The following is a 23,739-nucleotide window of genomic DNA, read 5'->3' on the forward strand; positions in this document are numbered from 1 at the left end:
TCACATCCTGAAGACGCCGAAGCCGTCGGCGCCCTTGATCTCGGTGTTCGCGATCACGCTGAGGCAGATGGCCAGCACCGTGCGGGTGTCGCGGGGATCGATGACGCCGTCGTCGTAGAGCATCCCGGACAGGGTGTACGGCAGCGACTGCTCCTCGACCATCTGCTCGACCATCGCGCGCATGCCGGCATCGCCCTCCTCGTCGTACTGCTGGCCCTTCGACTCGGCGGCGGCGCGGGCGACGATGCTGAGCACGCCGGCGAGCTGGGCCGGTCCCATCACCGCGGACTTGGCGCTCGGCCAGGTGAACAGGAAGCGGGGGTCGAAGGCGCGGCCGTTCATGCCGTAGTTGCCAGCGCCGTAGGACGCGGCCATGATCACGCTGAGGTGCGGGACGGTGCTGTTGGAGACGGCGTTGAGCATCTGCGCGCCGTGCTTGATGATCCCGCCCTGCTCGTAGTCCTTGCCGACCATGTAGCCGGTCGTGTTGTGCAGGAACAGCAGCGGGGTGTCGGACTGGTTGGCGAGCTGGATGAACTGCGTCGCCTTCTGGGCCTCCTCGCTGAACAGCACGCCCTGGGCGTTGGCGAGGATGCCGATCGGGCGTCCGTGGAGCTCCGCCCAGCCGGTGACGAGCGAGGTGCCGTAGAGCGGCTTGAACTCGTCGAACGGCGTGCCGTTGCGCGCGCTCGTCCCGTCGACGATGCGGGTGATCACCTCCCGTGGGTCGAAGGGCTCCTTGAGGTCGGTCGGGATGAGGTCGAGGAGGCCCTCGGGGTCGGCGTCGGGCTCGGCGAACGGGAGGCCCTGGTCCCGACACGCTCGCTGCCGGTTCAGCCGCGCCACGACCCGGCGACCGATGCGGATCGCGTCGTGCTCGTCCTCGGCGAGGTAGTCGGCGAGGCCGGAGACCCGGGCGTGCATCTCGGCGCCACCGAGGGACTCGTCGTCGGACTCCTCGCCGGTGGCCATCTTCACGAGCGGCGGACCGCCGAGGAAGACCTTGGCGGCGCCCCGGACGAAGACGGTGTAGTCGCTCATCCCCGGGACGTAGGCGCCGCCCGCGGTCGAGTTGCCGAAGACCAGGGCGATCGTCGGCTGCTTGCGCGCCGACGAGCGGGTGAGGTCGCGGAACAGCCGCCCGCCGGGGATGAAGATCTCCTTCTGCGTGGGCAGGTCGGCGCCGCCGGACTCGACGAGCGAGATCGTCGGGAGGTCGTTCTCCTCGGCGATCTGCGAGGCGCGGAAGATCTTCTTCACCGTCCACGGGTTCGACGCGCCACCCTTGACCGTAGGGTCGTTGGCGCTGATCAGGCACTCGACCCCCTCGACGACGCCGATGCCGGTCACGACGGAGGCGCCGACGGTGAAGTCCGAGCCCCAGCCCGCCAGCGGCGACAGCTCGAGGAAGGCCGATCCCGGGTCGACGAGGAGCTCGATCCGCTCGCGCGCGGTCAGCTTGCCGCGCGCGTGGTGGCGCTCGACGTACTTCTCTCCCCCGCCCGCCACCGCGACCGCGTGCTGCGCGTCGAGGTCGGCGAGCTTGTCGAGCATGGCCTGGCGGTTGCTCATGACTCGAGCACCGCCTTCATCCGCTCCAGCGTCGTCCGCATCCCGTTCCGGTTGGTACGACGACGCAGCGGGCCGAGCAGGAGCCAGTAGAGCCGGTTGGGGAGGTTCGGCTCGATCCGGAAGTACTCCGTGACCAGGGTGCCGCCGTCCTTCGGCTCGAGCCGGTAGCCCCAGTTGTTGACGGTCATCGAGTCCGACCCGACCGAGAACTCGAAGACCTTCTCGGGCTCGCACGCGGTGACCTTGCACCCCGACCAGTAGGTCGGGCCGACGCCGTTGCGCTTCACGTGGCCCTTGAAGTACGCCCCGACCTCCGGCCCCGTCGAGCCGCGCGTCCACTTCGCCTCGAAGGTCTCGGGGCTGAACTCGCCGATGCGGGTGACGTCGCTGACGAGGTCCCAGACCTCGGCCGGCGTGGCGTCCATCTGGACCGAGACCTCGTCACCGAGGGAGGGGAGCTTGATCATCGGATCTCCTTCATGATGCGTAACCCATGAGCCTGGCGGTGAGGTCGCGCAGCACCTCGTCCGCGCCACCTCCGATCGGCAGCAGCCGGGCGTCGCGGTAGTGCCGCTCCACCTCGGTGCCGTGCAGGTAGCCGGTGCCGCCGAAGAGCTGGACGGCCCGGTCGCAGACGTAGGACGCGCAGTCCACGGCGGTCTGCTTGGCCAGGCAGGCCTCGGCGATCACGAGCTCGCCGGCGACGTGCCGGGCGGCGACGGAGCGCGTGTAGGTGCGCGCGACCTCGACCTGGCGGCGCATCTCGACGAGCACGTGGCTGACCGCCTGGTTGCCGATGAGCGGACGCCCGAAGGTCTCGCGCTGCCGGCAGTACGCCGCTGCGAGGTCGAGGCTACGCGCGGCGATGCCGTAGCCGTGGACGGCCAGCGCGATGCGCTCGACGACGAACTGGTCGGCGATCCGGGCGAAGCCGGACCCCTCCTCGCCGACGAGGTTCGCGGCCGGCACCCGGCAGTCGACGAACGACAGCTCCGCGGTGTCGGAGCAGTGCCAGCCCATCTTCCGCAGCGACCTGCTGACGGTGAAGCCGGGCGTGCCCTTCTCGACGACCAGCAGCGAGATGCCGCCGTGCCCCGGCCCGCCGGTGCGCACGGCGGTGGTCACGAAGTCGGCGCGGACGCCGCTCGTGATGAAGGTCTTGGCGCCGTTGACGACGTAGGAGTCCCCGTCAGGCACCGCGCGGGTGGTGATCCGGGCGACGTCGGAGCCGCCCCCGGGCTCGGTGATCGCGAGCGACCCGATCGTCTCGCCGGCGAGGGTGGGGCGGACGAAGCGGTCGACCAGGTCGGCGTTGCCGCTCGCGGCGATGTGCGGCAGCGCGATGCCGCTGGTGAAGAGCCCGGCCATCAGCCCGCTGGACGCGCCGGCGTCGAACATCGCCTCCTGGATCGCCACCGAGTCGAGCAGGTCTCCTCCGCCACCGACCTCCTCGGGGAAGCCGACACCGAGCAGGCCGAGGTCGCCGGCCCTCCGGTGCAGCGAGCGGGGGATCTCCCCGGCGTCCTCCCACTCCTGGAGGTGCGGCACGACCTCGCGGCGGGTGAGCTCCGCCGCGGTCGCCCGGAGGGCGTCGCGCTCGTCGGTCGTGGCTCCCTGCTCGGTGGTCACAGCAGGCTGTCCTCGATCGAGACCATCCGCGAGCGCAGCCACTCGCCGAGCCCCTTGGCCTGCGGGTCGAAGCGCGTGGACGCCGCGACCCCGTCGCCGAGCAGGCCGTGGATGACCAGGTTGACCGCGCCGAGGTGGGGCAGCAGCCACACGTCGACCTCGAGGTCGGCCGCCTCCGGCAGCAGCGCACCGATCCCGCGCGGCGACATCATCTTGAACAGCCACTGCACGCGGGCGTCGTACTTCTCCTGCGCGACGCCGTCGTGCGCGACCCAGAGCCCGACGTTGGCGTCGCCGCCCTTGTCGCCGGAGCGGGCGTGGACGAAGCGACCGAGCGGCAGGCGGCGGGTCATCACGTCCGTGCGACCCGGGTACGGCGACGGGCGCGCGCCGGGTGCCTCCTGGTTCGGCATGTACGACGTCGGGTCGGCGACGACCTCGTGCCGGCCGTCGGCGTGGACGACGGTGTGCGTGACGTCGGCGCGATCGACGTACGCCGCACGGTAGATGCCGAACGGCGTCGCGGGTGCGGGCGGCGCGGTCATCGTGAAGCCGGGGTAGGAGCCGAGGGCGAGCTCGACGGCCGCGGCGGTGAAGGCGCGGCCGACCGGGTCGGGCGAGGGGTCCTTGACGGTGCAGCGCAGCAGCGTCGAGGCGGACTCCTCGGTGTCGGCGTCCGCGGGCGGCAGCGAGACCGCCGACCAGTGCACCTCGGCGGCGGACGGCACGAGCTGGGACCTCACCCACTCGGCCTTGGCCTCGACGTCGAGGCCGGTCAGCACGAGCTCGACGCTGTTGCGCCAGCCCCCGAGCTCGTTGACGCAGACCTTGAGGCGCTGCGGCGGCGCCTCGCCGACGACGCCACTGATCCGCACGCGGTCGGCGCCGTCGTCGTCGAGCCGGACTGAGTCGAGGTGGACGGTGACGTCCGGGCCGAGGTAGCGCGTGGACTGGATCTCGTAGACGAGCTGCGCGGTGACGGTGTCGACGGTGACCGCCCCGCCGGTGCCGTCGTGCTTGGTGATCACGCTCGAGCCGTCGGCCGCGACCTCCGCGACCGGGAAACCGAGCGGCCGGTCGCGGTGGGGAAGCGCGAGGAAGCCGCTGAAGTTGCCGCCGGTCGCCTGGGTGCCGCACTCGATGACGTGGCCGGCGACGACCGCGCCCGCCAGCTCGTCGTACGACGTCTCGCTCCAGCAGTGGTGCGCGACTGCCGGCCCGACCACGAGGGACGCGTCGGTGACCCGCCCGGTGACGACGATGTCGGCGCCGCCGGTGAGCGCCGCGGCGATGCCGAGGCCGCCGAGGTAGGCGTTGGCCGTGAGGGCGCCGTCGAAGGAGAGGTGGCGGACGTCGTCGCCCTCGACGTGCGCGATCGCCGGGTCGAGGCCCAGTCCCGTCGCGACCTCGCGCAGGCGGTCGGCGAGCCCGGCGGGGTTGAGGCCGCCGGCGTTGGCGACGATCTTCACGCCCTGCTCGAGCGCGAGCCCGAGGCAGTCCTCGACCTGACGGACGAAGGTGCGGGCGTAGCCCAGGCTCGGGTCCTTGAGCTGGTCCTTGCCGAGGATGAGCATGGTGAGCTCGGCGAGGTAGTCGCCGGTGAGCACGTCGAGCCGGCCTCCCTCGAGCATCTCGCGCATCGCGCTGAGGCGGTCGCCGTAGAAGCCGGAGCAGTTGCCGATCCGCAGCACCGGGCTTGCCGGGGCCTCGGTCATCGTGGCGCCCTGCCCTCGCCCGGCTGCCCGGCGAACGCCTGCGCGATGTCGAGCCAGCGGTCGACGTCACCACCGTGCGCGACGAGGTCGGTGTCGGCGCGGTGGATGCGCTGGGTGACCAGCCGGCAGAAGTCGCCGGCGGTGCCGGTCAGGGTCTGTGCGGCGTCCTCCGGACCCCACGTCCAGACGTCGTCGGACGGCGCGACCAGGTCGATGCGGCACTCCTCGGTCGGCGCGTCGAGGCCGTGGACCGCGAAGGCGAAGTTGCGGGTGCGGACGCCGAGGTGTGCGACGTGGCGGATCCGGTCGGTGTCGACGACCCGCACACCGAGGCCCTCGTGCACGTCGAGGCTGTGCGCCCAGGTCTCCATCAGCCGGGCGGTCGCCATCGACGCGGCCGACATCGGCGGCCCGAACCACGGCATCTTCTGGCCCGAGGGGTACGCCGTCAGCGCGGCGTGGAGGTCGGTGCGGGTGCGCCGCCACAGCTGCAGGAGGCCGGGCTCGCTCGCGACCGCGGCGGCCTGCTGGTCGACGTACGACTCCGGGTCGGCGAGCGCGTCGAGGACCAGCGCGTCCCACGCGTCCTTGTCGGTGGCCGCCCTGAGCGCGGCCTCGTCGGTCCACGCGAGGTGCGCGACCTGGGTCGCGACGTCCCAGCCGGGTGCGGGCGTCGGGGTGTGCCAGCCGTCCTCGTCGAGGCCGGCGACCAGTGACTCGAGCGCGTCGCCCTCGGCGGCGAGGTCGGCGAGCACCTGGGCGAGGACGTCAGGCATGCGTGAGCTCCTTCTCGAGGACGTCGGCCCACTCGCGCAGGATGCGTCGGCGGCGGGCGGAGTCGTCGGTGATCGTGGACGCGAGGCCGAGCCCGCGCACCAGGTCGAGGGTGGCCTGCACGAGCTCGCGCACACCCGGCCGTGACTCGTCGGCGTCGAGCGCCGCGACGGTCATCCGGTGCGCCTCGCGGCCGACCCGCTGCTCGAGCGGCGCGACCGCGGCGAGCAGCGCCTCGTCGGTGCGGGCGGCCACCCACAGCTCGAGGGCGGCGGCGAAGACCGGTGAGGTGAAGTGGTCACCGAGCATCTCGACGACGGCGCGGGTACGACGCTTCCCCGCCGGCAGCCCGGCCACGGCGTCCGCGAGCTCGGCACCCCGGCGCTCGGTGAGGTGCTCGACGGCGGCGACGACGAGGTCGTTCTTCGTCGGGAAGTGGTGCAGCTGCGCGCCCCGGCTCACGCCCGCCCGCTCGGAGACGAGCGTCGTGGAGGTGCCGGCGAACCCGCGCTCCACGAGCAGCTCGACCGTCGCCTCCAGCAGCCGGGCCCGCATGGCGCGGGTCCGGTCGGCCTGCGGCACCCGGGTGGAGGTCACGGCGCCAGCCTGCCGTCGTACTAACAAACAGTCAAGCCTGACTTTTTCTTGACGCCTCCCCTCCCCTCCCTTTCTGGATATCTAGGGACGTCCCGGTAGGTCCCCGGCCCCTTTCACCCACCAGTTCGTCCCTAGGTACCCGGGGGTGGGAGGGCGGTCAGCAGGCGCCGGTGCTGTAGGTCGCGTCGACGTCGATGTCGCCGTCGTGGAAGAGGCCGCCGTCGTAGGCGATCTCGATGCAGCCGCGGATCGAGTCGTCCTCGACGCCCTCGAGCTCGTAGTACTCCTCGATCCCGTAGGACTCCCCGAAGGGCGCGTCCTCGTTGACCGTGCGGCCCTCGCGCACCTCCACGTCGTCGCGCCCGATCGCGTCCTCGATCGCGGCGACGCCGGGCGAGCCGTACTTGCCGTACTCACCCGTGAGGTCGCGCGCGGCGGCGGAGCCGACCGAGTCGAGGCGCTCCTGGCTGAGCGGCCCGACCGACCCGACCGTGGTGACGAGCGCGGCGATGCCGAACCCCAGGGCCGCGATGCCGGAGACGACCCGGCCGAGGGCGAAGCTGGCCTCGGACGGCTCGTTGGCCTGCGGGTTCTTGAACTGCCAGGCGGTGGTGGCGTACCAGAGCTGGCGGGGGTTGACGACGGTCAGGACGAGGAGGAGCAACGCGACGATCCAGAGCACGGCGACCATGACAGGGATCTCCCCAGCGGAACGTGTGGCGAAACGCCGGGTCAGACCGCGGCGACGGTGAGCACGATGCGGGCCCGCTCCTCGGGCGCGAGCCAGCGGCGCCGGGCACGGAGCAGCTTGCGGGTCGACCAGGCCACGAAGACGACGGCGAGGGCGACCGGGAGCCAGACGAAGGGCAGCGCCGCGGCGGCCGTGAAGAGCATGCCCGTCAGGGTCGTGACGAGCGAGAGCTTGCCGGCGTACCCGGCCATGGCGGCGTGCGGCGCCGGCGTCGCACGTGGCGAGGAGAGGTCGACGGAGTAGGGCGACCGGATCGACCACGCCATCACCGTCGACAGCACCTGGCACATCACGACCAGCCAGCACGACGCCACCGAGACGCCCATGATCAGCGGCGGCACGCCGTTGCGCAGCAGGGCGAAGAAGATCGTCACCCCGGACACGACCGCCATGCACTCGGCGACCACGAGGGTGCGTACGTCGAACACGTCCCGCGCGGAGACCGGCAGGGTCTCGCGCCAGACCATCCCCTTGCCGTCGAGGCACCAGGCGTTGACGCCGAAGAGGAGCGCGGCGCCGCTGGCGGTGAGGCCGGGCAGCAGCATCACCGAGCTCCACTGGAGCCCGGCGACGAGGGCGACCAGGCCGGGGCCGACGCCGAGCACGATCAGGCCGCGGCGCAGCCCGACCGAGCGCCAGACCGAGTCGCGGTCGAGCCGGCGCAGCAGCGCGCGCTCCGGGGTGAGCCAGCGCGACTCGGGCGTCGGGCGGGCCTCGTGCACGCCCGACTGGACGCGCAGCTCCTCGCGCGGCGGGAGACCGAGCGCCCAGGCGGCCGGTCGCGTCCCGACCAGGGTCGTCACGGCCGCGACGACCAGCAGGACGGCGACCGCCACGGGCCAGCGGTCGGTCGGTGCGGTCTCGGCGAGCCACGTGGTCGGCAGGGACCGGACGATCGGGCCGAGCATCCCCGCGAGCTGCAGGCCGGCGACGAGGACCAGGAAGCCGGCGCTCACCGCACGGACGGCCAGCACGCCGTGCTCGGTGCGGCGCACGCCCTCGACGGTCCATCCGATGGCCTGCCCGATCGTCGAGGCGGCGATCACCCAGGCGAGCACCACGAGCTGGGCGCCGAGGAGGTGGGCGGGCTCGGCGACGAGGGCGCTGACGGCGAGCAGGCCCCACATCTGGACGAGCCAGGCGAGGTTGACCGGCGCCAGCACGAGGGCGCCGAAGTGCTCGGTCGCCGGGCTGATCGGGTGGATCGCCGCCTCGCTGCGCGACATCAGCTCGCGACCGCCGCCGCTGCTCATCGCCGAGCTGACCGACAGCAGCAGGAAGCCCACGAAGGTGGCGCCGAGGTTGGCCTGCAGCGACGTGACGGCCTTCTGCACGGTGACGCTGCGGATCGCCTCCACGTCGAGCGTGGAGGGGAGGACCGCGAAGACGAGGGTCAGGCCGAGGACCACCAGCGCGCCGACGACGGCCGCTGCGGGTCGTCGTACCGTCCCGGCGCGGAAGCGCACGAGGTGCCCGGTGTCGCGGGCGGCCTCCAGCAGGCCGCTAGTCGAGGAGGGCACGGTAGGCCTCACCGGTGAGCTCGGCGGCGTGCATCTCGGCGACGCGGTTGCCGCCGCGCAGCACGATCGCGGTGCCGCACGCCTCGAGGGCGAGGTCGCGCAGGTGGGTCGAGAGGAGCACGCAGGCGCCACGCGCGCGGGCGTCCGCGACGACCTCGAGGGTGGCGTCGACGCCGATCGGGTCGACGCCGTCGAAGGGCTCGTCGAGGAGCAGGACGGCGGGCTCGTGGAGCGCGGCCAGCACCACGCTGAGCCGCCGGCTCATGCCGTGGCTGAACCCGCCAACGACGCGGTGCGCCACGTCGCCGAGCTCGAAGCGCTCGAGCAGGTCGCGGCCGCGGTCCTCCCACGCGTCCATCCGGCGCAGCCGGGCGCTGAGCTGGAGGTGCTCCCACGGCGTCGCGCGCGGCACGAGGCCCCCGACGTCGGGGCAGTAGCCCACGACGCGCTTAACGCCGATCGCGTCGGTCGCCGCGTCGTGGCCGGCGACGGCGACCTGGCCCGAGGTGGGCGGCACGACGCCGGCCAGCACCTTCATGGTGGTCGACTTGCCCGCCCCGTTGCGCCCGAGCAGCGCGGTCGCGCGGCCGTTGGCGGCCCTCAGGTCGACGCCCGAGACCGCCTCCACGTCGCCGAAGCGCACGTGCAGGTCGCTGACGACGACGGCAGGGGTCTGGTCCACCTCACGATTGTCGCCCGGTTCGGGGTCGCGCGGAGGTGCTTTGGCAGGACCCGTCTCCCGCTGTAACGCCGGGTTGCCTGCTGTACCCACCCTGCTGCAGGGGGGTGGGTTCAGCTCTCAACCCGGCGTTACAGCGCGTCGGTCGGGAGGATCGAGCAGGTTGAGAAGGTCAGGCCGGGAAGGAGGCGCCCGTCGCCGCGAGGTCGCGGAGGTACGCCGTCGGGCGGAAGCGGTCGCCGTAGGCGTCGGCGAGCTCATCGGCGCGCGCCAGGAAGGCGGCCAGGCCGACCGGGCCCTCGGGTCGACCGGTCTCGTCGAGCGCCTGCCAGCCGGTCATGAACTGCGCGGCGCCGCCGGTGAGGGCCGGGAAGCCGATGCCCATGATGGAGCCGATGTTGGCCGCGGCGGCCGAGGTGAGCACGCCCTCCTCGAAGCACTTCGCGGTCTCGAGCGCCTCGATGAAGAGCATCCGGTCGCGCACGTCGCGGATCGGGACCTGCACCTCGGCGACGGGGAACGTCTCCGCGAGCCCGGGCCACAGCGTCGTACGACGTCCGGACTCGTCGTAGTCGTAGAAGCCGGCGCCCTTGAGCCGCGAGGGACGGCCGAGACCGATCATGGTCGCGATGACGTCGCCGGCCGGGTAGTCGCCGAGGTCCACACCGTCGCGGGCCGCGGCGTCCTCGGTGGCCTTACGGATCTTGGCCATCAGCTCGAGGTTGAGCTCGTCGCTGATCTGCAGCGGCCCGACCGGGAAGCCGGCCGAGGTCGCGGCCCGCTCCAGCGAGACCGGGTGCACGCCCTCGGCGAGCATCGTGAGGCCCTCGTTGATCTGGGTGCCGATGACGCGCGAGGTGTAGAAGCCGCGCGAGTCGTTGACCACGATCGGCGTCTTGCGGATCTGCTGGACGACGTCGTAGGCCTTGGCCAGGGCGAGGTCCGAGGTCTCCGCGCCGCGGATGATCTCGACGAGCGGCATCTTGTCGACGGGGCTGAAGAAGTGCAGGCCGATGAAGTCCTTCGGCCGGTCGACGCCCTCGGCCAGCTCGGTGATCGGCAGGGTCGAGGTGTTGGAGCAGAGCAGCGCGTCGGCGTTGATGTGCGGCGCCACCTCGGCGAACACCTTCGCCTTGAGCGAGGGGTCCTCGAAGACGGCCTCGATGACGAGGTCGCACCCGGCGAGGTCCTCGGGCGACCCGGTCGGCGTGATCCGGTCGAGGATCTCGTCGGCCTTGTCCTGGGTGATCCTGCCGCGCTCGACGCCCTTGGCGTTGAGCTTCTCGGTGTACGCCTTGCCGCGCTCGGCCGCCTCCAGCGAGACGTCCTTGAGGACGACCTGCATGCCGGCGCGGGCGCACGAGTAGGCGATGCCGGCGCCCATCATCCCGGCGCCGAGGACGGCGACCCGGGTGGCGGTCCAGCGCTCGATGCCCTGCGGGCGCAGCGAGCCGGAGTTGATCGCCTGGAGGTCGAAGAAGAAGGCCTGGATCATGTTCTTGGCCTGCTGGTTGACGACCAGGCTGGTGAAGTAGCGGCTCTCGATGCGCGAGGCGGTGTCGAAGTCGACCTGTGCGCCCTCGACCGCGGCGCTCATGATGGCGCGCGGCGCGGGGTAGACCGCACCCTTGGTCTGCTTGCGCAGCAGCGCCGGGAAGGCCGGCAGGAACTGCGCCAGCGCCGGGGTCCTCGGCGTGCCACCGGGCATCTTGTAGCCCGCGCGGTCCCACGGGTTCGACGCGGCGTCGGCGTCGTCGCGGTGCTCGAGGATCCAGGCCCTGGCTGCCGGCACGAGCTCCTCGCGCGTCGGTACGACGGCGTCGACGAGGCCCTTGGCCAGGGCGCCCTGCGGGTCGAACTGGGTGCCGGGCATCAGGACGTCCATCAGCGCGGACTGGAGCCCGAGCATGCGTACGACGCGGGTGACCCCGCCGCCGCCCGGCAGCAGGCCGAGCGTCGCCTCGGGCAGCCCGATCTTGACCGAGCGGTCGTCGACGGCGATGCGGTGGTTGGTCGCGAGCGCGATCTCGAGGCCGCCGCCGAGGGCGGCGCCGTTGATCGCGGCGACGACCGGGCGCGGGTACGTTTCGAGCCGGCGCAGGCTCGACTTCACGGCCTCGCCCATCGCGAAGATCTCGTCGGCGTCGTCCGGCGTCGCGGACATCATGTTCTTGAGGTTGCCGCCGGCGAAGAAGGTCTTCTTCGCGCTGGTGACCACGACCCCGACGACGTCGTCCTGCTCGTCGTGGAGGCGCTGGACGGCCGCCTCCATCGAGCGGAGGTAGAGGTCGTTCATGGTGTTCGCGCTCGCGGTCGGGTCGTCGAGCGTGAGGGTGACGATGCCGTCGGCGTCGCGGTCGTAGCGCACGGCGCTGAGCTCGTCGGCGCGGATGGTGTCGGTGTCAGTCATGTGCAGTCTCCTCAGACCAGCTCGACGATCGTGGCGATGCCCATGCCGCCGCCGACGCAGAGCGTGGCGAGGCCACGCTTCTGGTCGCGGCGGGCGAGCTCGTCGACGAGCGTGCCCAGGATCATCGCGCCGGTGGCGCCGAGCGGGTGGCCCATGGCGATGGCGCCGCCGTTGACGTTGGTGACGTCGTGGCTGATGCCCATGTCGCGCATGAAGCGCATCGCCACGGCGGCGAACGCCTCGTTGATCTCCCACAGGTCGATGTCGTCGACCTCGAGGCCGGCGCGGGCGAGCGCCTTGCGGGCGGCCGGCGCCGGGCCGGTGAGCATGATCGTCGGGTCGGCGCCCGAGACGGCGGTGGAGATGATCCGCGCGCGCGGCGTCAGCCCCAGCGACGTACCGATCTCCTCGGTGCCGATCGCCATGACGGCGGCGCCGTCGACGATGCCCGAGGAGTTGCCGGCGTGGTGGACGTGGTCGATCGCCGGCACCCAGTGGTACTTCTCGAGGGCGACGTCGTCGAAGCCGGCGTCCTTGCCGATGCTCGCGAACGACGGCTTGAGGCCGGCGAGGCCCTCCACGGACGTGTCGGGGCGGACGGTCTCGTCGCGGTCGAGCACGGTGACGCCGGAGAGGTCCTTCACCGGGATGACGGCGCCGTCGAAGTAGCCGTTGGCCCAGGCCTTGGCGGCGCGGTGGTGGGACTCGGCGGCATAGGCGTCGACGTCCTGGCGATTCCAGCCCTCGATGGTCGCGATCAGGTCGGCGCCGATGCCCTGCGGCACGAAGCCGGTCTGCAGCGCGGTGGCCGGGTCCATCGCCCAGGCGCCGCCGTCGCTGCCCATCGGCACGCGGCTCATCGACTCGACGCCGCCGGCGATGATGAGGTCCTCGAAGCCCGAGCGCACCCGGCCCGCGGCCTGGTTGACGGCCTCGAGCCCCGAGGCGCAGAAGCGGTTGAGCTGCACGCCCGCGACGGTCTCGGGGTAGCCGGCCTTCAGCGCGGCGGTCTTGGCGATGTCACCGCCCTGGTCGCCGATCGGGGTCACGACGCCGAGCACGACGTCGTCGACGCGGCCGGGGTCGAGGGAGGGGTTGCGGGTCGTGAGCTCGTCGAGGAGTCCGACGACCAGGTCGACCGGCTTCACCTCGTGCAGCGAGCCCGTGGCCTTGCCGCGGCCGCGAGGTGTGCGGATGTGGTCGTAGACGAATGCTTCTGCCATGCCAGCGATTGTGACACCATTACTGTCACAGTCAAAGAGGTGTGGTCGGCGTCACCCCGGTTCGCGGCGTTGCGCGGGTCCGGGCACGCGGAGGAGAGGATGGTCCGATGAGCGACACCGACGAGCTGCTCACCCTCGACCAGCTCACCGAGCGCACGGGCGTCAGCGCGCGCAACGTCCGCTTCTACGCCTCCCGCGGTCTCGTCCCCTCCCCCATCCGCCGCGGCCGCTCGGGCTACTACGGCCCCGACCACGTCGCCCGGCTCGAGCTCGTCCGCGAGCTCCAGGGGCACGGCTTCACGCTGTCGGCGATCGAGAAGTACGTCGAGCGCATCCCCGAGTCCGCCACCCCGTCCGACATCGCGCTGCACCTGTCGCTGCTGGCACCGGTCACGGGTGACCGCGAGGTCGACGTGCCCGGAGGCCTGTCCGGGATGGGCATCTCGCCCGAGGCCGCGAGCGCCGTCGCCGACGTGTACGCCGCCCACGGCAGGCAGGTCGCGGACGAGCTGTCGGAGATCGTGCGGACCAAGGTGTGGCCGCAGTTCCGCGAGGCCGGCTACACCGCCGAGCAGCTGCGCGAGTTCATCCACCGGCTCAAGCCGATCACGATCGCCGGCCTGGTCACGGCCTACGAGCAGGCGATCGACGAGAGCCAGGCGTCCTACGACGGCAAGACCCTCAGGACCCGATGACGGGGCCGGCGGTCTACCTCCTCCTCGGCCTCTCCCTGCTGCTCGCGATCGTCCTTCCGCAGGTCACCCGACGCATCGCCCTGTCACCGCCGATGGTGCTCGTCGCCGTCGGCATGCTGATCGGGCTGCTGCCGCTCACCGACGGCGTGAGCCTCGAGCCGCAGGACCACCGCGACCTCGTCACGCACGTCACCGAGTTCACCGTGCTGGTCTCCCTCATGGGCGTCGGCCTCGCCATCGACCGCACGCTCGACCTGCGCTCGTGGGGCTCGTGGCGCACCTGGTCACCGGTGTGGCGCTTGCTGCTGGTGACGATGCCGCTCACCATCCTCGGCATGACGCTGCTCGGGTGGTGGGTGGCGGGCCTGGCTCCTGCCGTGGCCCTCCTGCTCGGCGCCGTGCTGTCGCCGACCGACCCCGTGCTCGCCTCGGACGTCCAGGTCGGCGAGCCGCTCACCGACGACATCGACGACCCCGACGACGACGACCGGCCCGAGGAGGACGACGACATCCGTTTCGCCCTCACCGCAGAGGCCGGCCTCAACGACGGCCTCGCCTTCCCGTTCGTGCACCTGGCGCTCCTCGCCATCGCCGGCGGCCTCGGGCTCGCCGACGTGGGGGCGTGGATCGGGTGGTACGTCGTCGGCAAGATCGCCGTCGGGGTGGCGATCGGGGTGCTGGCCGGGTGGCTGCTGGGCCGCCAGGCGTTCCGCGCCCGTGCCGACACGCTCCGCCTGGCCGACCACGGTGAGCCCCTGCTCGCGCTCGCGGCGCTGCTGGCGGCGTACGGGGCCGCGGAGCTGGTGCACGGCTACGGCTTCCTGGCGGTCTTTGCCTGCGCGATGCGGCTGCGCGCCTCGGCGCACGGGCACTCCTACCAGCGGGCGATGCACGCGGTGGTGGACCGCCTCGAACGACTGATGACGCTCCTGGTGCTCCTCGTGCTCGGCATGGCGATGACGCGCGGGCTGCTCGAGCACCTCGACTGGCGCGGCGTGGTGCTCGCCCTCGCGCTGGTCCTCGTCGTCCGCCCGGTGACCGGCTACCTGGGCCTGCGCGTGCTCGCGCGCGACGAGCACCGGGACGGCGGCCTCGACCGTGGCGAGACGGCGGCGGTGGCGTTCTTCGGCGTCCGCGGCGTCGGCTCGCTGTTCTACCTCGCGTACGCCGCCAGCCACGAGCAGCTGCCCGACGAGCCGTGGCTGTGGTCGACGGTCGCGTTCACCGTGATCGCATCGGTCCTGCTGCACGGCGTCACCGCCACGCCGGCGATGTCGCGGCTCGACGCCCGACGCAGGGCCTCGTCGGGATGAGGCGACGCGTCAGGGCCTGCTGAGAGAGTGGGGGCATGTCCACAGTCCTCGTCACCGGCGCCACGGGCTTCATCGGCCGCCGCCTCGTCCCCGCCCTGCTCGACGCCGGGCACGACGTCCGAGCCATGACCCGCCACCCCGAGACGTACGACGGACCGGGTGAGGCTGTCGGCGCCGACGTGATGGACGCCGACAGCCTGGTGCCCGCGCTCGAGGGCGCCGACGTCGCGATCTACCTCGTCCACTCCCTCGACGACCCCGACTTCGTGCGCAAGGACGCCGACGCGGCCCGCCACTTCAGCGCGGCCGCTGCCGCAGCCGGGGTGAAGCAGATCGTCTACATGGGAGGCCTGGGCGACGAGGACCACGACCTCTCCGACCACCTGCGCTCGCGTCGCGAGGTCGAGGAGCTGCTGGGGGGCGACGGCGTACCGGTCACCGTCCTGCGCGCGGCGATCGTCGTCGGCCACGGAGGCATCTCGTGGGAGCTCACCCGGCAGCTGGTGAAGAACCTCCCCGGCATGGTCGTGCCCAAGTGGGTCGGCACCCGGACCCAGCCGATCGCGATCGACGACGTGGTGCGCTACCTGGCCGGCGTCGTGGACCACCCGGACGCGTTGGGGCGGGTCTTCGAGATCGGCGGGCCCGACCAGCTGACCTACCGCGAGATGCTGCAGGGCGTGGCGGAGGAGATGAACGGCCGCAAGGTCCCGATCGTCGTCGTGCCGCTGCTGACCCCGGGGCTGTCCTCGCGCTGGCTCGCCCTGGTCACCGACGTCGACGTCACCACCGGCCGCAACCTCATCGACTCCATGTCGACCGAGGTCATCGTCAAGGACACCTCGATCCGCGACGTGGTGCCGGGCGAGCCGCTGACCTACCGGGAGTCCGTGCGCCGCGCGCTCGCGGAGCGCAAGGCCTCGGGGGCCTGACCCGACGTACCGGTGCGGGTCGGCGTCAGTGCACCGAGAACCCGCCGTCGACGAAGACCGCCTGCCCGGTGACGTAGGCCGAGGCCGGGCTCGCGAGGAAGACCGCCGCTCCCGCGAAGTCCTCGGCCAGGCCGTTGCGCCCCACCATCGTGCGCGCCGCGAGCGCCGCCACCTTGTCGGGGTCGGACGACAGACGCTGGTTCAGGGGTGTCATCACGAAGCCGGGCACGAGGGTGTTGACCGTGACGCCGGAGGGTGACCACGCCTCGGCCTGCGAGCGCGCCAGCGACTCGAGCGCGCCCTTCGACACCCCGTAGGCGCCGCTCTGGACGAACGCCCGGTGCGCCTGCTGGGAGGAGATGTGGATGATCCGCCCGAAGCCACGCTCGGCCATCCCCGGCCCGAACCGCTGGCCCAGGACGTAGGGCGCCTCGAGGTTGATCGCCATCGTGGCGTCCCAGTCGTCGTCGCCGAGCTCACCCATGGGTGGGCGGATGTTGGCGCCGGCACTGTTGACGAGGATGTCGGGCTCGCCGAAGACCCGGACTGCGTCCTCGGCGGCCGCGCGCGCCCCGGCGCGGGAGCCCAGGTCGGCGGACACCCAGGCCGCCGTGCGGCCCGCACCCGTCAACTCTTCCACGGTCTCCGCCAGCTCGTCCTCCCGGCGCGCCACCACCACGACCCGGGCGCCCGCGCCGGCGAGTGCGGACGCGATGGCGCGGCCGATGCCGGAGCTGCCACCCGTCACGACCGCGGTCCTGCCCTCGAGCGAGAACAGATCGGACAGGTAGGCGCTCGAGGTCATGGCACCATCCTGCCGCTCGGCGGCACGACCGCGCAGGCTAGAAGATCAGCGGCAGCAGGAACAGCATCGAGAGCGACCACGTGATGTGGGTCAGGATCGGAGCCAGGATCCCGCCGCTGGCCCGCCGCTCGAGGCCGCAGACCGCGCCCAGCAGGATCGCGGCGAACCCGAGCATCACGTTGCCGGTGGCCAGCGTCGCGACGACGTAGGCGAGCGTCGTCCACAGCACCGGGTGGCGGGGGATCGCGGCATACATCGCCCCCCGGAAGAAGAGCTCCTCGGCGATGCCGTTGAAGAAGGTGATGACCGCCAGCAACGGCAGCGACCCCTCGTCGGCGTAGGCCAGGACGGAGGAGACGTAGGACGCCAGCGGATCGATCTCGCGCACCACGAGCGCGCCGAGCACGAACACCCCGACCATCAGCAGTCCGAGCAGGATCGGCGCGACGATCGGCCGGACGAAGACCTCCCCACCACGGGCCATCCGTCCCAGGTGGAGGCGGCCCGACAGGAACGCACCGGCCGCCCAGACCCCGGCCAGCACGACCGCGGCGACGTAGAAGAGGTTCCCGCCGGGCTCGAGCCGCAGCGACCAGCCCAGCACGACCGCGCCGACGACGACCACGGCGGCCGCCACCATCTGGCGACGGCGGAAGGCCTCCGGGGTGTCGCGCTGGTCGCGCGGGACCACGTCCCACAGCGACCGGCGGATGAAGGAGCGCATGACGACCACCCTAGGAAACCCTCACGCCTCGGTCGCGATCCGGCTCAGCTGCACGACGGCGGCGCCCTGGGCGTCCTCGTCCCGGCCGGCCGCCCCCAGCAGGTCGCGCTGGACGCGTGAGCCCGTCCCGTCGGCCAGCAGGCGCGCGATCCCGCGCGAGACGTGGTCGTGGTCGCCGGCGTCCTCGAGCGCGTCGCCCACGTGCGCGAGCAGGTCGCCGAGCACGTCGGCGGCGGGGCGCGAGGTGCCGGTCGGCGGGTGCACGAGCTCGCCGGTGAGGCCGTAGCGACCGGCCCTCCACCCGGCGAGACGCACGAGCGGTGCCGGTACGTCGGCCGCGGGCACGCCCTCGGCCCACTCCCGCGCGGCCGTCTCCACGAGCGCCCGGGACAGTGCCGCCACCACGACCGCGTCGCGGACCTCGAGGCACACGTCGGCCGTGCGGATCTCCACCGTCGGGTGGAGCGCCGACAGGCGGGCGTCGGCGTAGACCATGCCCTCGTCGACGGGCACGCCGGTGGCCAGCATCGCGTCGACGTAGGCGCGGTAGGCGGCCGGCGTCCCGAGGACGGGCAGGGGGCCCGAGCTCGGCCACCGCATCTGCATCTGCCAGCGGTAGCTCTCGTAGCCGGTGTCGACCGACTGCGACCACGGGGAGTTGGCGCTGATCGCGAGCAGCAACGGCACCCAGGTGCGGATCCGGTCGAGCACGCCGACGCCCTCGTCGTCCCCCGACAACTCGACGTGCACGTGGCAGCCGCAGACCAGCTGCTCGGCGATCATCAGGCCGTAGCGCTGCGCCATCGCGTCGTACCGGTCGGTCCGCTCGACCCTGGTGTCACCGGCGAGCGGGGAGGTGCCGGTGGGGACGACCCGCGCGCCGACCTCGAGGGCCGACGCTCGCGCGCGTTCGCGCCAGGCCCGCAGCGCGTGGTCCAGCGCCGGCAGGGTCTCGAGGGGCGGGGTGTCGGTCTCGACCTGGGTCGTGTGCAGCTCGGGCCCGAGCGACCCACCGCGGTCGTCGCTGGGCGCGGAGCCGGCGGCGTCGCGCGCCTCGGCCGCCCGGATCACCTGGGAGGCGACGTTGCGCGGACGGCCGGTCCGCGCGTCGACGAGGAGCAGCTCCTCCTCGACCCCCATGGTGCGCATGGATCGATCCAACCACCGGCCGGCAACGCAGCGCCCCATCCCAAGGGCCGGGCGGCCCGTCCTAGGACGTGGCCAGGAGCTCGCGCACCCGCGGGACGACCTCGGTGCCGTAGAGCCGGATCGACTCCAGGCGCTGCTCGTGCGGGAGCGAGCCGATGGAGTACTTCAGCTGGAAGCGGGAGAGGCCGAGCGTCCTGGCCGCCCAGGCGATCTTCTGCGCGACCGTCTCCGGCGAGCCGACGAAGAGCGCGCCCTGCGGGGACGCGCCCTGCTCGAAGGCGATCCGGCTGTAGGGACCCCAGCCCCGCTCGCGCCCGATCCGGGTGACGAGCTCGGCCTGGTGCGGGTAGAGCTGCTCGCGCGCCAGCTCGTCGGTGGCGGCGACGTGGCCGGGCGAGTGCATGCCGATCGGCAGCTCCGGGACGGCGTGCTCGATCAGGGACCGGCGGTAGAGGTCGGCGAACGGCACGAACTGTGCCGGCGAGCCGCCGATGACGGCGAGCATCAGTGGCATGCCGTAGCGCGCGGCGCGGACGACGGACTGCGGGGTGCCGCCGACTCCGATCCACGCCGGAAGCCTGCCGGCCGCGGTGGTCGGGTAGACGGGCTGGTCCACGAGCGGCGTGCGGATGCTGCCCTCCCACGACACCGGCTCCTCGTCCTGGAGCGCGGCGAAGAGGTCGAGCTTCTCGGCGAAGAGCCGGTCGTAGTCGCCGAGGTCGAGCCCGAACAGGCCGAACGACTCGATGAAGGAGCCGCGGCCGAGCTGCACCTCCGCGCGTCCGTTGCTCACCGCGTCGAGGGTGGCGAAGCGCTCGTAGACCCGGATCGGGTCGTCGCTCGAGAGCACCGTGACGCCGGTGCCGAGGCGGATCCGCTCGGTCTGCCCGGCGATCGCGGCGAGCACGACGTCGGGTGCGGAGATCGCGTAGTCGGCGCGGTGGTGCTCGCCGAGGCCGATGTAGTCGACGCCCACCCGGTCCGCGAGGACCGCCTCCGCGACGACCTCGCGCAGGGTCGCGGCGTGGTTGCCGGGCGCACCCTCGAGGGGCGCGTCGCCGAAGGTGTCGAGGCCGAGGGAGATGTGCTCGCGGGTGCCGAGCACGGAGTGGTCGAACGCGGTGTCAGAGGCGGTCATGGATCCAACCCTTCAGGTCGTCGGCGGTCTGGGTGGAGAGCTGGTGGCCACCGGGCTCACGGCGTGCCACCACTGTCGCAGCGGACTCGTCGGCCAGCCACGTCCACGTGCGGTCGAGCAGCTCGCGCGGGATGACGTGGTCGGCGTCGCCCTGTGCGACGAAGACGTGGCTCCCGGCGAGGCGGCCGGGCGTGACGTCGACGCCGGCGTCCTCGAACGGCAGCGTGCCGTGGAGGATCGCCGCGCCGGCGAGCCGCTCGGGACCCGTGAGCAGCACGCCACCGGCGAAGGCGGCGCCGCCGCTGAAGCCGACCAGCACGACCTTCCGGCCGCTCGGTGCGACGTCGTCGAGCCAGGCTCCGAACCACGCGACGGTCTCGGCCAGCGACTCCGCGACCGGACGGCCGATGCCGCGGTTGTCGAACCAGGCGTAGCCGCCGCCCTCGCCGATCGGCGCGCGCACCGCGGCGTACGACGCCTCCTCCGGCAGGTGCCCCGCGAGTCCGAGGATCGAGCGCTCGTCGGCACCCCGGCCGTGGAGCAGCACGACCAGGGGACGCTCGGGTTGGTCGGTGCCGCCGCTCCAGGCGACGACCGGCTCGGTCAGGGTGTGGCGCGACATGCTGCTCCTCCAGTTAGTTGAAGTCGCAACCATGGTGCGCGGGCAGGCATTCCCGGCCGTCGCGATCCCCGGCTGACCGGGGATCGCTGAACTTGTCAGGCCTTGCAACAGCCGACAAGTTCCGTGATCCCCGGCTGACCGGGGATCACGAGAAGAGGTCAGGCCTGCTGCTCGAGCTCGACCTTGAGCCGGGCAAGGGTGCGGCGGATGTTGCGCCGCTGGAAGTCGGCGAAGAGCGCGCCACCGGTGGCCGCGCGGTCGAAGATGCCCGCCGCCCAGTCGGGCCACGACGTGCGCCTGTCGGTCCAGGTCTCGGTGACCAGCGTGCCGCCGTCCGCGTCGGCGAAGTCGTAGGCCCACGTCGCGATCCGGCCGCGCAGCCGCGGGCTGCCGACGCCGATCTTGCGCACGTGGAAGACGAAGCGCCGGCCCGGGTCGGACTCGGCCACCACGCACTCGGTCACCCAGCGTGCCCGACCGCGACGGTTGGTGCCGTCGAAGACCTCGCCGACCTCGAGCGGGCGCCCGGGCTCGCTCGAGGCGCCGGTGTTCTCCGGGCTCCACCGAGGCATCTGGGTCGGGTCGGCGACCTGGCTCCAGATCGCCATCCGGTCGGCCTCGACGAGCACGCTGTCACTGACCTGCATCGTGCGGCTCATCGAGGGCTCCCGGGACGTGGGACGGGTGGAGGGGGTGGGACGGGTCAGCGACCACGCGAGAACGACGACGCGCTGTGGCTGCTGCCCTGGCCCTGCGGCCGGCTGCTGCCGGAGCCACCGCGGCGACGGCGGTTGCCGCCACCGCCCTGGCCGCCGGCACCCTGACCGGCGCCCTGGCCACCCTGGCCGCCGCCGGAGCGACGACGCTGGCCACCATCGGTGGAACCGCCGGCCGAGGAGCCGGTCGAGGTGCTGTAGGCCGGAGCCGAGCCGGATGCGCCGGCCGGGTTGCCCCGACGGGACTGGCCGTTGGTCTGGCCGCCCTTGCGAGCACGCTTGCGCTGGGCGTTGGCACCGGTCGACCGACCGCCGCCGCCCTGCTGGGCCGGCGCCTCGACGACGAGGCCGCCGGGCACGAGGACGCGCTCACCAGGGGCCAGCTCGGCCAGGACCGGGTGGTCGGGGCCGTTGACCTTGGTGGTGACCGGCTTGATGCCGGCCTGACGGGTCAGGTCGCGCACGTCGCGCTGCTGGTCGTCGGTCATGAGGGTGATGACGGTGCCCTCGTTGCCGGCGCGGGCCGTACGACCCGAGCGGTGCAGGTAGGCCTTGTGCTCGACCGGCGGGTCGGCGTGCACGACGAGCGAGACGTCGTCGACGTGGATGCCGCGCGCTGCGATGTCGGTGGCGACCAGCGTGGTGGCGGTGCCGGAGTGGAACGCCTCCATGTTGCGGGTGCGCGCGTTCTGCGACAGGTTGCCGTGCAGCTCGACGCTCGGCACGCCGGACTTGTTGAGCTGGCGGGCCAGCGCCTTGGCGCCGTACTTCGTGCGGGTGAAGACGACCGTGCGGCCGGGTGCGCTGGTGAGGTTCACCAGGACCGGCACCCGCTGCTCGCGCGTGAGGTGCAGGACGTGGTGGTGCATGGTCGCGACCGGCGACTGCGCCGAGTCGGCCTCGTGGGTGACGGCGTTGGTCAGGAACCGCTTGACCAGGACGTCGATCGCCTTGTCGAGGGTGGCCGAGAAGAGCATGCGCTGACCCGACTGCGGGGTCTTGTCCATGATCCGGCGCACGCCCGGCAGGAAGCCGAGGTCGGCCATGTGGTCGGCCTCGTCGAGGATCGTGATCTCGACCGACGACAGGTCGGCGAAGCCCTGACCCATGAGGTCCTCGAGGCGACCGGGGCAGGCGATGACGATGTCGACGCCCTTCTTGAGCGCGGTGACCTGCGGGCCCTGGCCGACGCCGCCGTAGACGACGACGGTCGAGAGACCGGCGGCCTTGGCGAGCGGGACCAGCGAGGCGTGGATCTGGCCGACCAGCTCGCGCGTCGGCGCGAGGATCAGCGCGCGGGGCTTGCGCGGCATGGCCGGCAGCTTGCTCGCGTCGAGCCGCGCGACGAGCGGGAGGAGGAAGGCGAACGTCTTGCCGGAGCCGGTGCGGCCACGGCCGAGGACGTCGCGGCCGGCGAGGCTGTCGGGCAGCGTCGCGGCCTGGATGGGAGTGGGAGTGGTGATGCCCTGCTGCTCCAGGATGTGGGCGAGCGAGGACGGCACGCCGAGGTCGGCGAAGGTCATGTGAGTTGCTTTCGGTTGGCGTCTCGCCACCGTGAGCCGCAGTCGCGCTGGACGCGGCGTACGTGCCTCAGAAGTGAGGAAGGGTGCCGCGCTGCGCGGCGACCTGCGCCCGGGGCAAGACCGGCCGGGCGACTGATGGGCACAACGCTACTGGGACAAGTGGTGTTCCCGTGAATCCGGTGACGTGTGAGAACGGACTCAGGGCGCGCGTCACGTGCTGTCGCGCTGCACCAGCGTCGGCGGGATGATCAGCCGCATCGGGTGGCTGCCGTCGGCCTGGTCGACCCGGTCGAGCAGGAGGCGGGTCGCCCGCTCGGCCATCGCGACGACGGGCTGGCGGACGGTGGTGAGGCGCGGGGTGGTGCGCTCGGCGACGCCGAGGTCGTCGAAGCCGGTCACCGCGACGTCGTCGGGGACCCGGCGGCCGAGCTCGGCCAGCACCCGGAGCGCCGCGGCCGCCATCAGGTCGGAGGCGACGACGAGGCCGTCGAGGTCGGGGTGCCGCTCGAGCAGCGCGCGGGTCGCGTGCACGCCGCTGTCCTCGGTGAAGTCGCCGTGCTCGACGGCGTCGGCCGACAGCCCGGCAGCGGTCATCGCCTGTCGCCACCCGGCGAGGCGGTCGGCCGAGGCGGTCATGTCGGAGGGGCCGGCGATCGTCCCGATGCGGGTGCGTCCCGACCGGATCAGGTGCTCGGTCGCCTCGCGCTCGCCGGCGGTGTTGTCGACGTCGACGTAGGCCACCCGGTCGCCGCCGGTCCAGGGCCGGCCTCCGAAGACGCAGGGCAGACCGATGTCGGAGAGGTGCTCGGCGAGCCGGTCGTCACGGTGGTGGGAGACCACGTAGGCGCCGTCGACGTGGCGGCCGGTGAGGTAGCGCAGGGTGCGCGCGCTGGAGGCGCCCGGGCGGGCGAGCAGCAGCACGAGCTGGATGTCGCGCTCCCCCAGCACCCGCGTCACGCCGCGCAGGGTGCCGGCGAAGAAGGGGTCGGAGAAGACGCGGTCGTCGGGCTCGGGCACCACGACGGCGATGGAGTCGGTACGCCGGGTGACGAGGCTGCGGGCCGCCGGGTTCGGCACGTAGCCGAGCGTGCGCACCGCCTGGTCGACCGCGGCCTGCGCGCGGGGGCTGACCCGCTGGCCGCCGTTGATCGCCCGCGACGCCGTCGCGCGGGAGACCCCGGCCACGCGCGCGACCTCGTCGAGCGTGGGCGAGCCCCCGGTCGAGACGGTGCGCGTGCTGTTCACCCCGCCC

22 protein-coding genes are annotated in these 23,739 nt (G+C 72.7%); 3 read left to right on the plus strand and 19 right to left on the minus strand.

What is annotated here, in order from left to right:
- From EUA93_RS05670 to EUA93_RS05720, 11 genes are all read right to left on the minus strand, one after another.
- On the minus strand, positions 1-1,572 hold the full coding sequence (locus tag EUA93_RS05670; RefSeq protein WP_129399243.1) for an acyl-CoA carboxylase subunit beta: 1,572 nt from the start codon (positions 1,570-1,572) through the stop codon (positions 1-3).
- Positions 1,569-2,039, minus strand: a complete 471-nt coding sequence (locus EUA93_RS05675) for an SRPBCC family protein (protein WP_129399244.1) — start codon at positions 2,037-2,039, stop codon at positions 1,569-1,571. Before EUA93_RS05675 ends, EUA93_RS05670 begins: the two co-directional genes overlap by 4 nt.
- Positions 2,040-2,049: 10 nt before the next feature.
- A complete protein-coding gene (locus EUA93_RS05680; protein WP_129399245.1) occupies positions 2,050-3,201 on the minus strand; it encodes an acyl-CoA dehydrogenase family protein in 1,152 nt (383 codons plus the stop codon).
- Complete coding sequence (locus EUA93_RS05685; RefSeq protein ID WP_129399246.1) at positions 3,198-4,916, minus strand: acyclic terpene utilization AtuA family protein; 1,719 nt, start codon at positions 4,914-4,916, stop codon at positions 3,198-3,200. Before EUA93_RS05685 ends, EUA93_RS05680 begins: the two co-directional genes overlap by 4 nt.
- Entirely contained in the window at positions 4,913-5,692 is a 780-nt protein-coding gene (locus EUA93_RS05690) for a TIGR03084 family metal-binding protein (protein WP_129399247.1), read from the minus strand. Before EUA93_RS05690 ends, EUA93_RS05685 begins: the two co-directional genes overlap by 4 nt.
- Positions 5,685-6,287: a TetR/AcrR family transcriptional regulator gene (locus EUA93_RS05695; RefSeq protein ID WP_338036341.1), complete on the minus strand. Its 603-nt coding sequence runs from the start codon at positions 6,285-6,287 to the stop codon at positions 5,685-5,687. Before EUA93_RS05695 ends, EUA93_RS05690 begins: the two co-directional genes overlap by 8 nt.
- 157 nt (positions 6,288-6,444) lie before the next feature.
- Positions 6,445-6,978 (minus strand): DUF6199 family natural product biosynthesis protein, encoded by a 534-nt coding sequence (locus tag EUA93_RS05700; RefSeq protein ID WP_129399248.1) that lies wholly within the window; start codon positions 6,976-6,978, stop codon positions 6,445-6,447.
- Positions 6,979-7,019: 41 nt separating this feature from the next.
- A complete protein-coding gene (locus EUA93_RS05705) occupies positions 7,020-8,558 on the minus strand; it encodes a hypothetical protein (RefSeq protein ID WP_129399249.1) in 1,539 nt (512 codons plus the stop codon).
- Complete coding sequence (locus EUA93_RS05710; RefSeq protein WP_129399250.1) at positions 8,542-9,240, minus strand: ABC transporter ATP-binding protein; 699 nt, start codon at positions 9,238-9,240, stop codon at positions 8,542-8,544. Before EUA93_RS05710 ends, EUA93_RS05705 begins: the two co-directional genes overlap by 17 nt.
- Positions 9,241-9,409: 169 nt before the next feature.
- Complete coding sequence (locus EUA93_RS05715; protein WP_129399251.1) at positions 9,410-11,647, minus strand: 3-hydroxyacyl-CoA dehydrogenase NAD-binding domain-containing protein; 2,238 nt, start codon at positions 11,645-11,647, stop codon at positions 9,410-9,412.
- Positions 11,648-11,658: 11 nt separating this feature from the next.
- The gene (locus tag EUA93_RS05720) at positions 11,659-12,870 is read right to left on the minus strand and encodes an acetyl-CoA C-acetyltransferase (protein WP_129399252.1); all 1,212 of its coding nucleotides are present in this window, start codon (positions 12,868-12,870) and stop codon (positions 11,659-11,661) included.
- Between the two features lie 107 nt (positions 12,871-12,977).
- On the opposite strand from EUA93_RS05720, the gene EUA93_RS05725 reads away from it, so the two are divergent.
- Genes EUA93_RS05725 through EUA93_RS05735 form a run of 3 tightly spaced genes read left to right on the plus strand, consistent with a single transcriptional unit; the run spans position 12,978 to position 15,810 of the window.
- Complete coding sequence (locus tag EUA93_RS05725) at positions 12,978-13,565, plus strand: helix-turn-helix domain-containing protein (protein ID WP_129399253.1); 588 nt, start codon at positions 12,978-12,980, stop codon at positions 13,563-13,565.
- Positions 13,562-14,878 (plus strand): cation:proton antiporter, encoded by a 1,317-nt coding sequence (locus EUA93_RS05730; protein ID WP_129399254.1) that lies wholly within the window; start codon positions 13,562-13,564, stop codon positions 14,876-14,878. Before EUA93_RS05725 ends, EUA93_RS05730 begins: the two co-directional genes overlap by 4 nt.
- Positions 14,879-14,913: 35 nt before the next feature.
- The gene (locus EUA93_RS05735; RefSeq protein ID WP_129399255.1) at positions 14,914-15,810 is read left to right on the plus strand and encodes an NAD(P)H-binding protein; all 897 of its coding nucleotides are present in this window, start codon (positions 14,914-14,916) and stop codon (positions 15,808-15,810) included.
- Between the two features lie 25 nt (positions 15,811-15,835).
- Here the strand turns inward: EUA93_RS05735 and EUA93_RS05740 are convergent, their stop codons facing one another.
- The 8 genes from EUA93_RS05740 to EUA93_RS05775 form a co-directional block, all read right to left on the minus strand.
- Positions 15,836-16,615, minus strand: a complete 780-nt coding sequence (locus tag EUA93_RS05740) for an SDR family NAD(P)-dependent oxidoreductase (RefSeq protein ID WP_129399256.1) — start codon at positions 16,613-16,615, stop codon at positions 15,836-15,838.
- 37 nt (positions 16,616-16,652) lie between these two features.
- Positions 16,653-17,339, minus strand: a complete 687-nt coding sequence (locus EUA93_RS05745; RefSeq protein ID WP_129399257.1) for a CPBP family intramembrane glutamic endopeptidase — start codon at positions 17,337-17,339, stop codon at positions 16,653-16,655.
- A gap of 21 nt (positions 17,340-17,360) precedes the next feature.
- A complete protein-coding gene (locus EUA93_RS05750) occupies positions 17,361-18,488 on the minus strand; it encodes a carboxylate-amine ligase (RefSeq protein ID WP_129399258.1) in 1,128 nt (375 codons plus the stop codon).
- Between the two features lie 61 nt (positions 18,489-18,549).
- On the minus strand, positions 18,550-19,626 hold the full coding sequence (locus EUA93_RS05755) for an LLM class flavin-dependent oxidoreductase (RefSeq protein ID WP_129399259.1): 1,077 nt from the start codon (positions 19,624-19,626) through the stop codon (positions 18,550-18,552).
- On the minus strand, positions 19,613-20,248 hold the full coding sequence (locus tag EUA93_RS05760) for an alpha/beta hydrolase (protein ID WP_129399260.1): 636 nt from the start codon (positions 20,246-20,248) through the stop codon (positions 19,613-19,615). Before EUA93_RS05760 ends, EUA93_RS05755 begins: the two co-directional genes overlap by 14 nt.
- Positions 20,249-20,406: 158 nt before the next feature.
- Positions 20,407-20,907 carry an SRPBCC family protein gene (locus tag EUA93_RS05765; protein ID WP_129399261.1) on the minus strand — a complete coding sequence of 167 codons (501 nt, stop codon included), beginning with the start codon at positions 20,905-20,907 and terminating at the stop codon, positions 20,407-20,409.
- Positions 20,908-20,951: 44 nt separating this feature from the next.
- Positions 20,952-22,487, minus strand: a complete 1,536-nt coding sequence (locus tag EUA93_RS05770; protein ID WP_129399262.1) for a DEAD/DEAH box helicase — start codon at positions 22,485-22,487, stop codon at positions 20,952-20,954.
- 210 nt (positions 22,488-22,697) lie between these two features.
- On the minus strand, positions 22,698-23,732 hold the full coding sequence (locus EUA93_RS05775) for a LacI family DNA-binding transcriptional regulator (RefSeq protein WP_129399263.1): 1,035 nt from the start codon (positions 23,730-23,732) through the stop codon (positions 22,698-22,700).
- Between the last annotated feature and the right edge of the window lie 7 nt (positions 23,733-23,739).

Source organism: Nocardioides oleivorans, assembly GCF_004137255.1.
Taxonomy (GTDB): domain Bacteria; phylum Actinomycetota; class Actinomycetes; order Propionibacteriales; family Nocardioidaceae; genus Nocardioides; species Nocardioides oleivorans.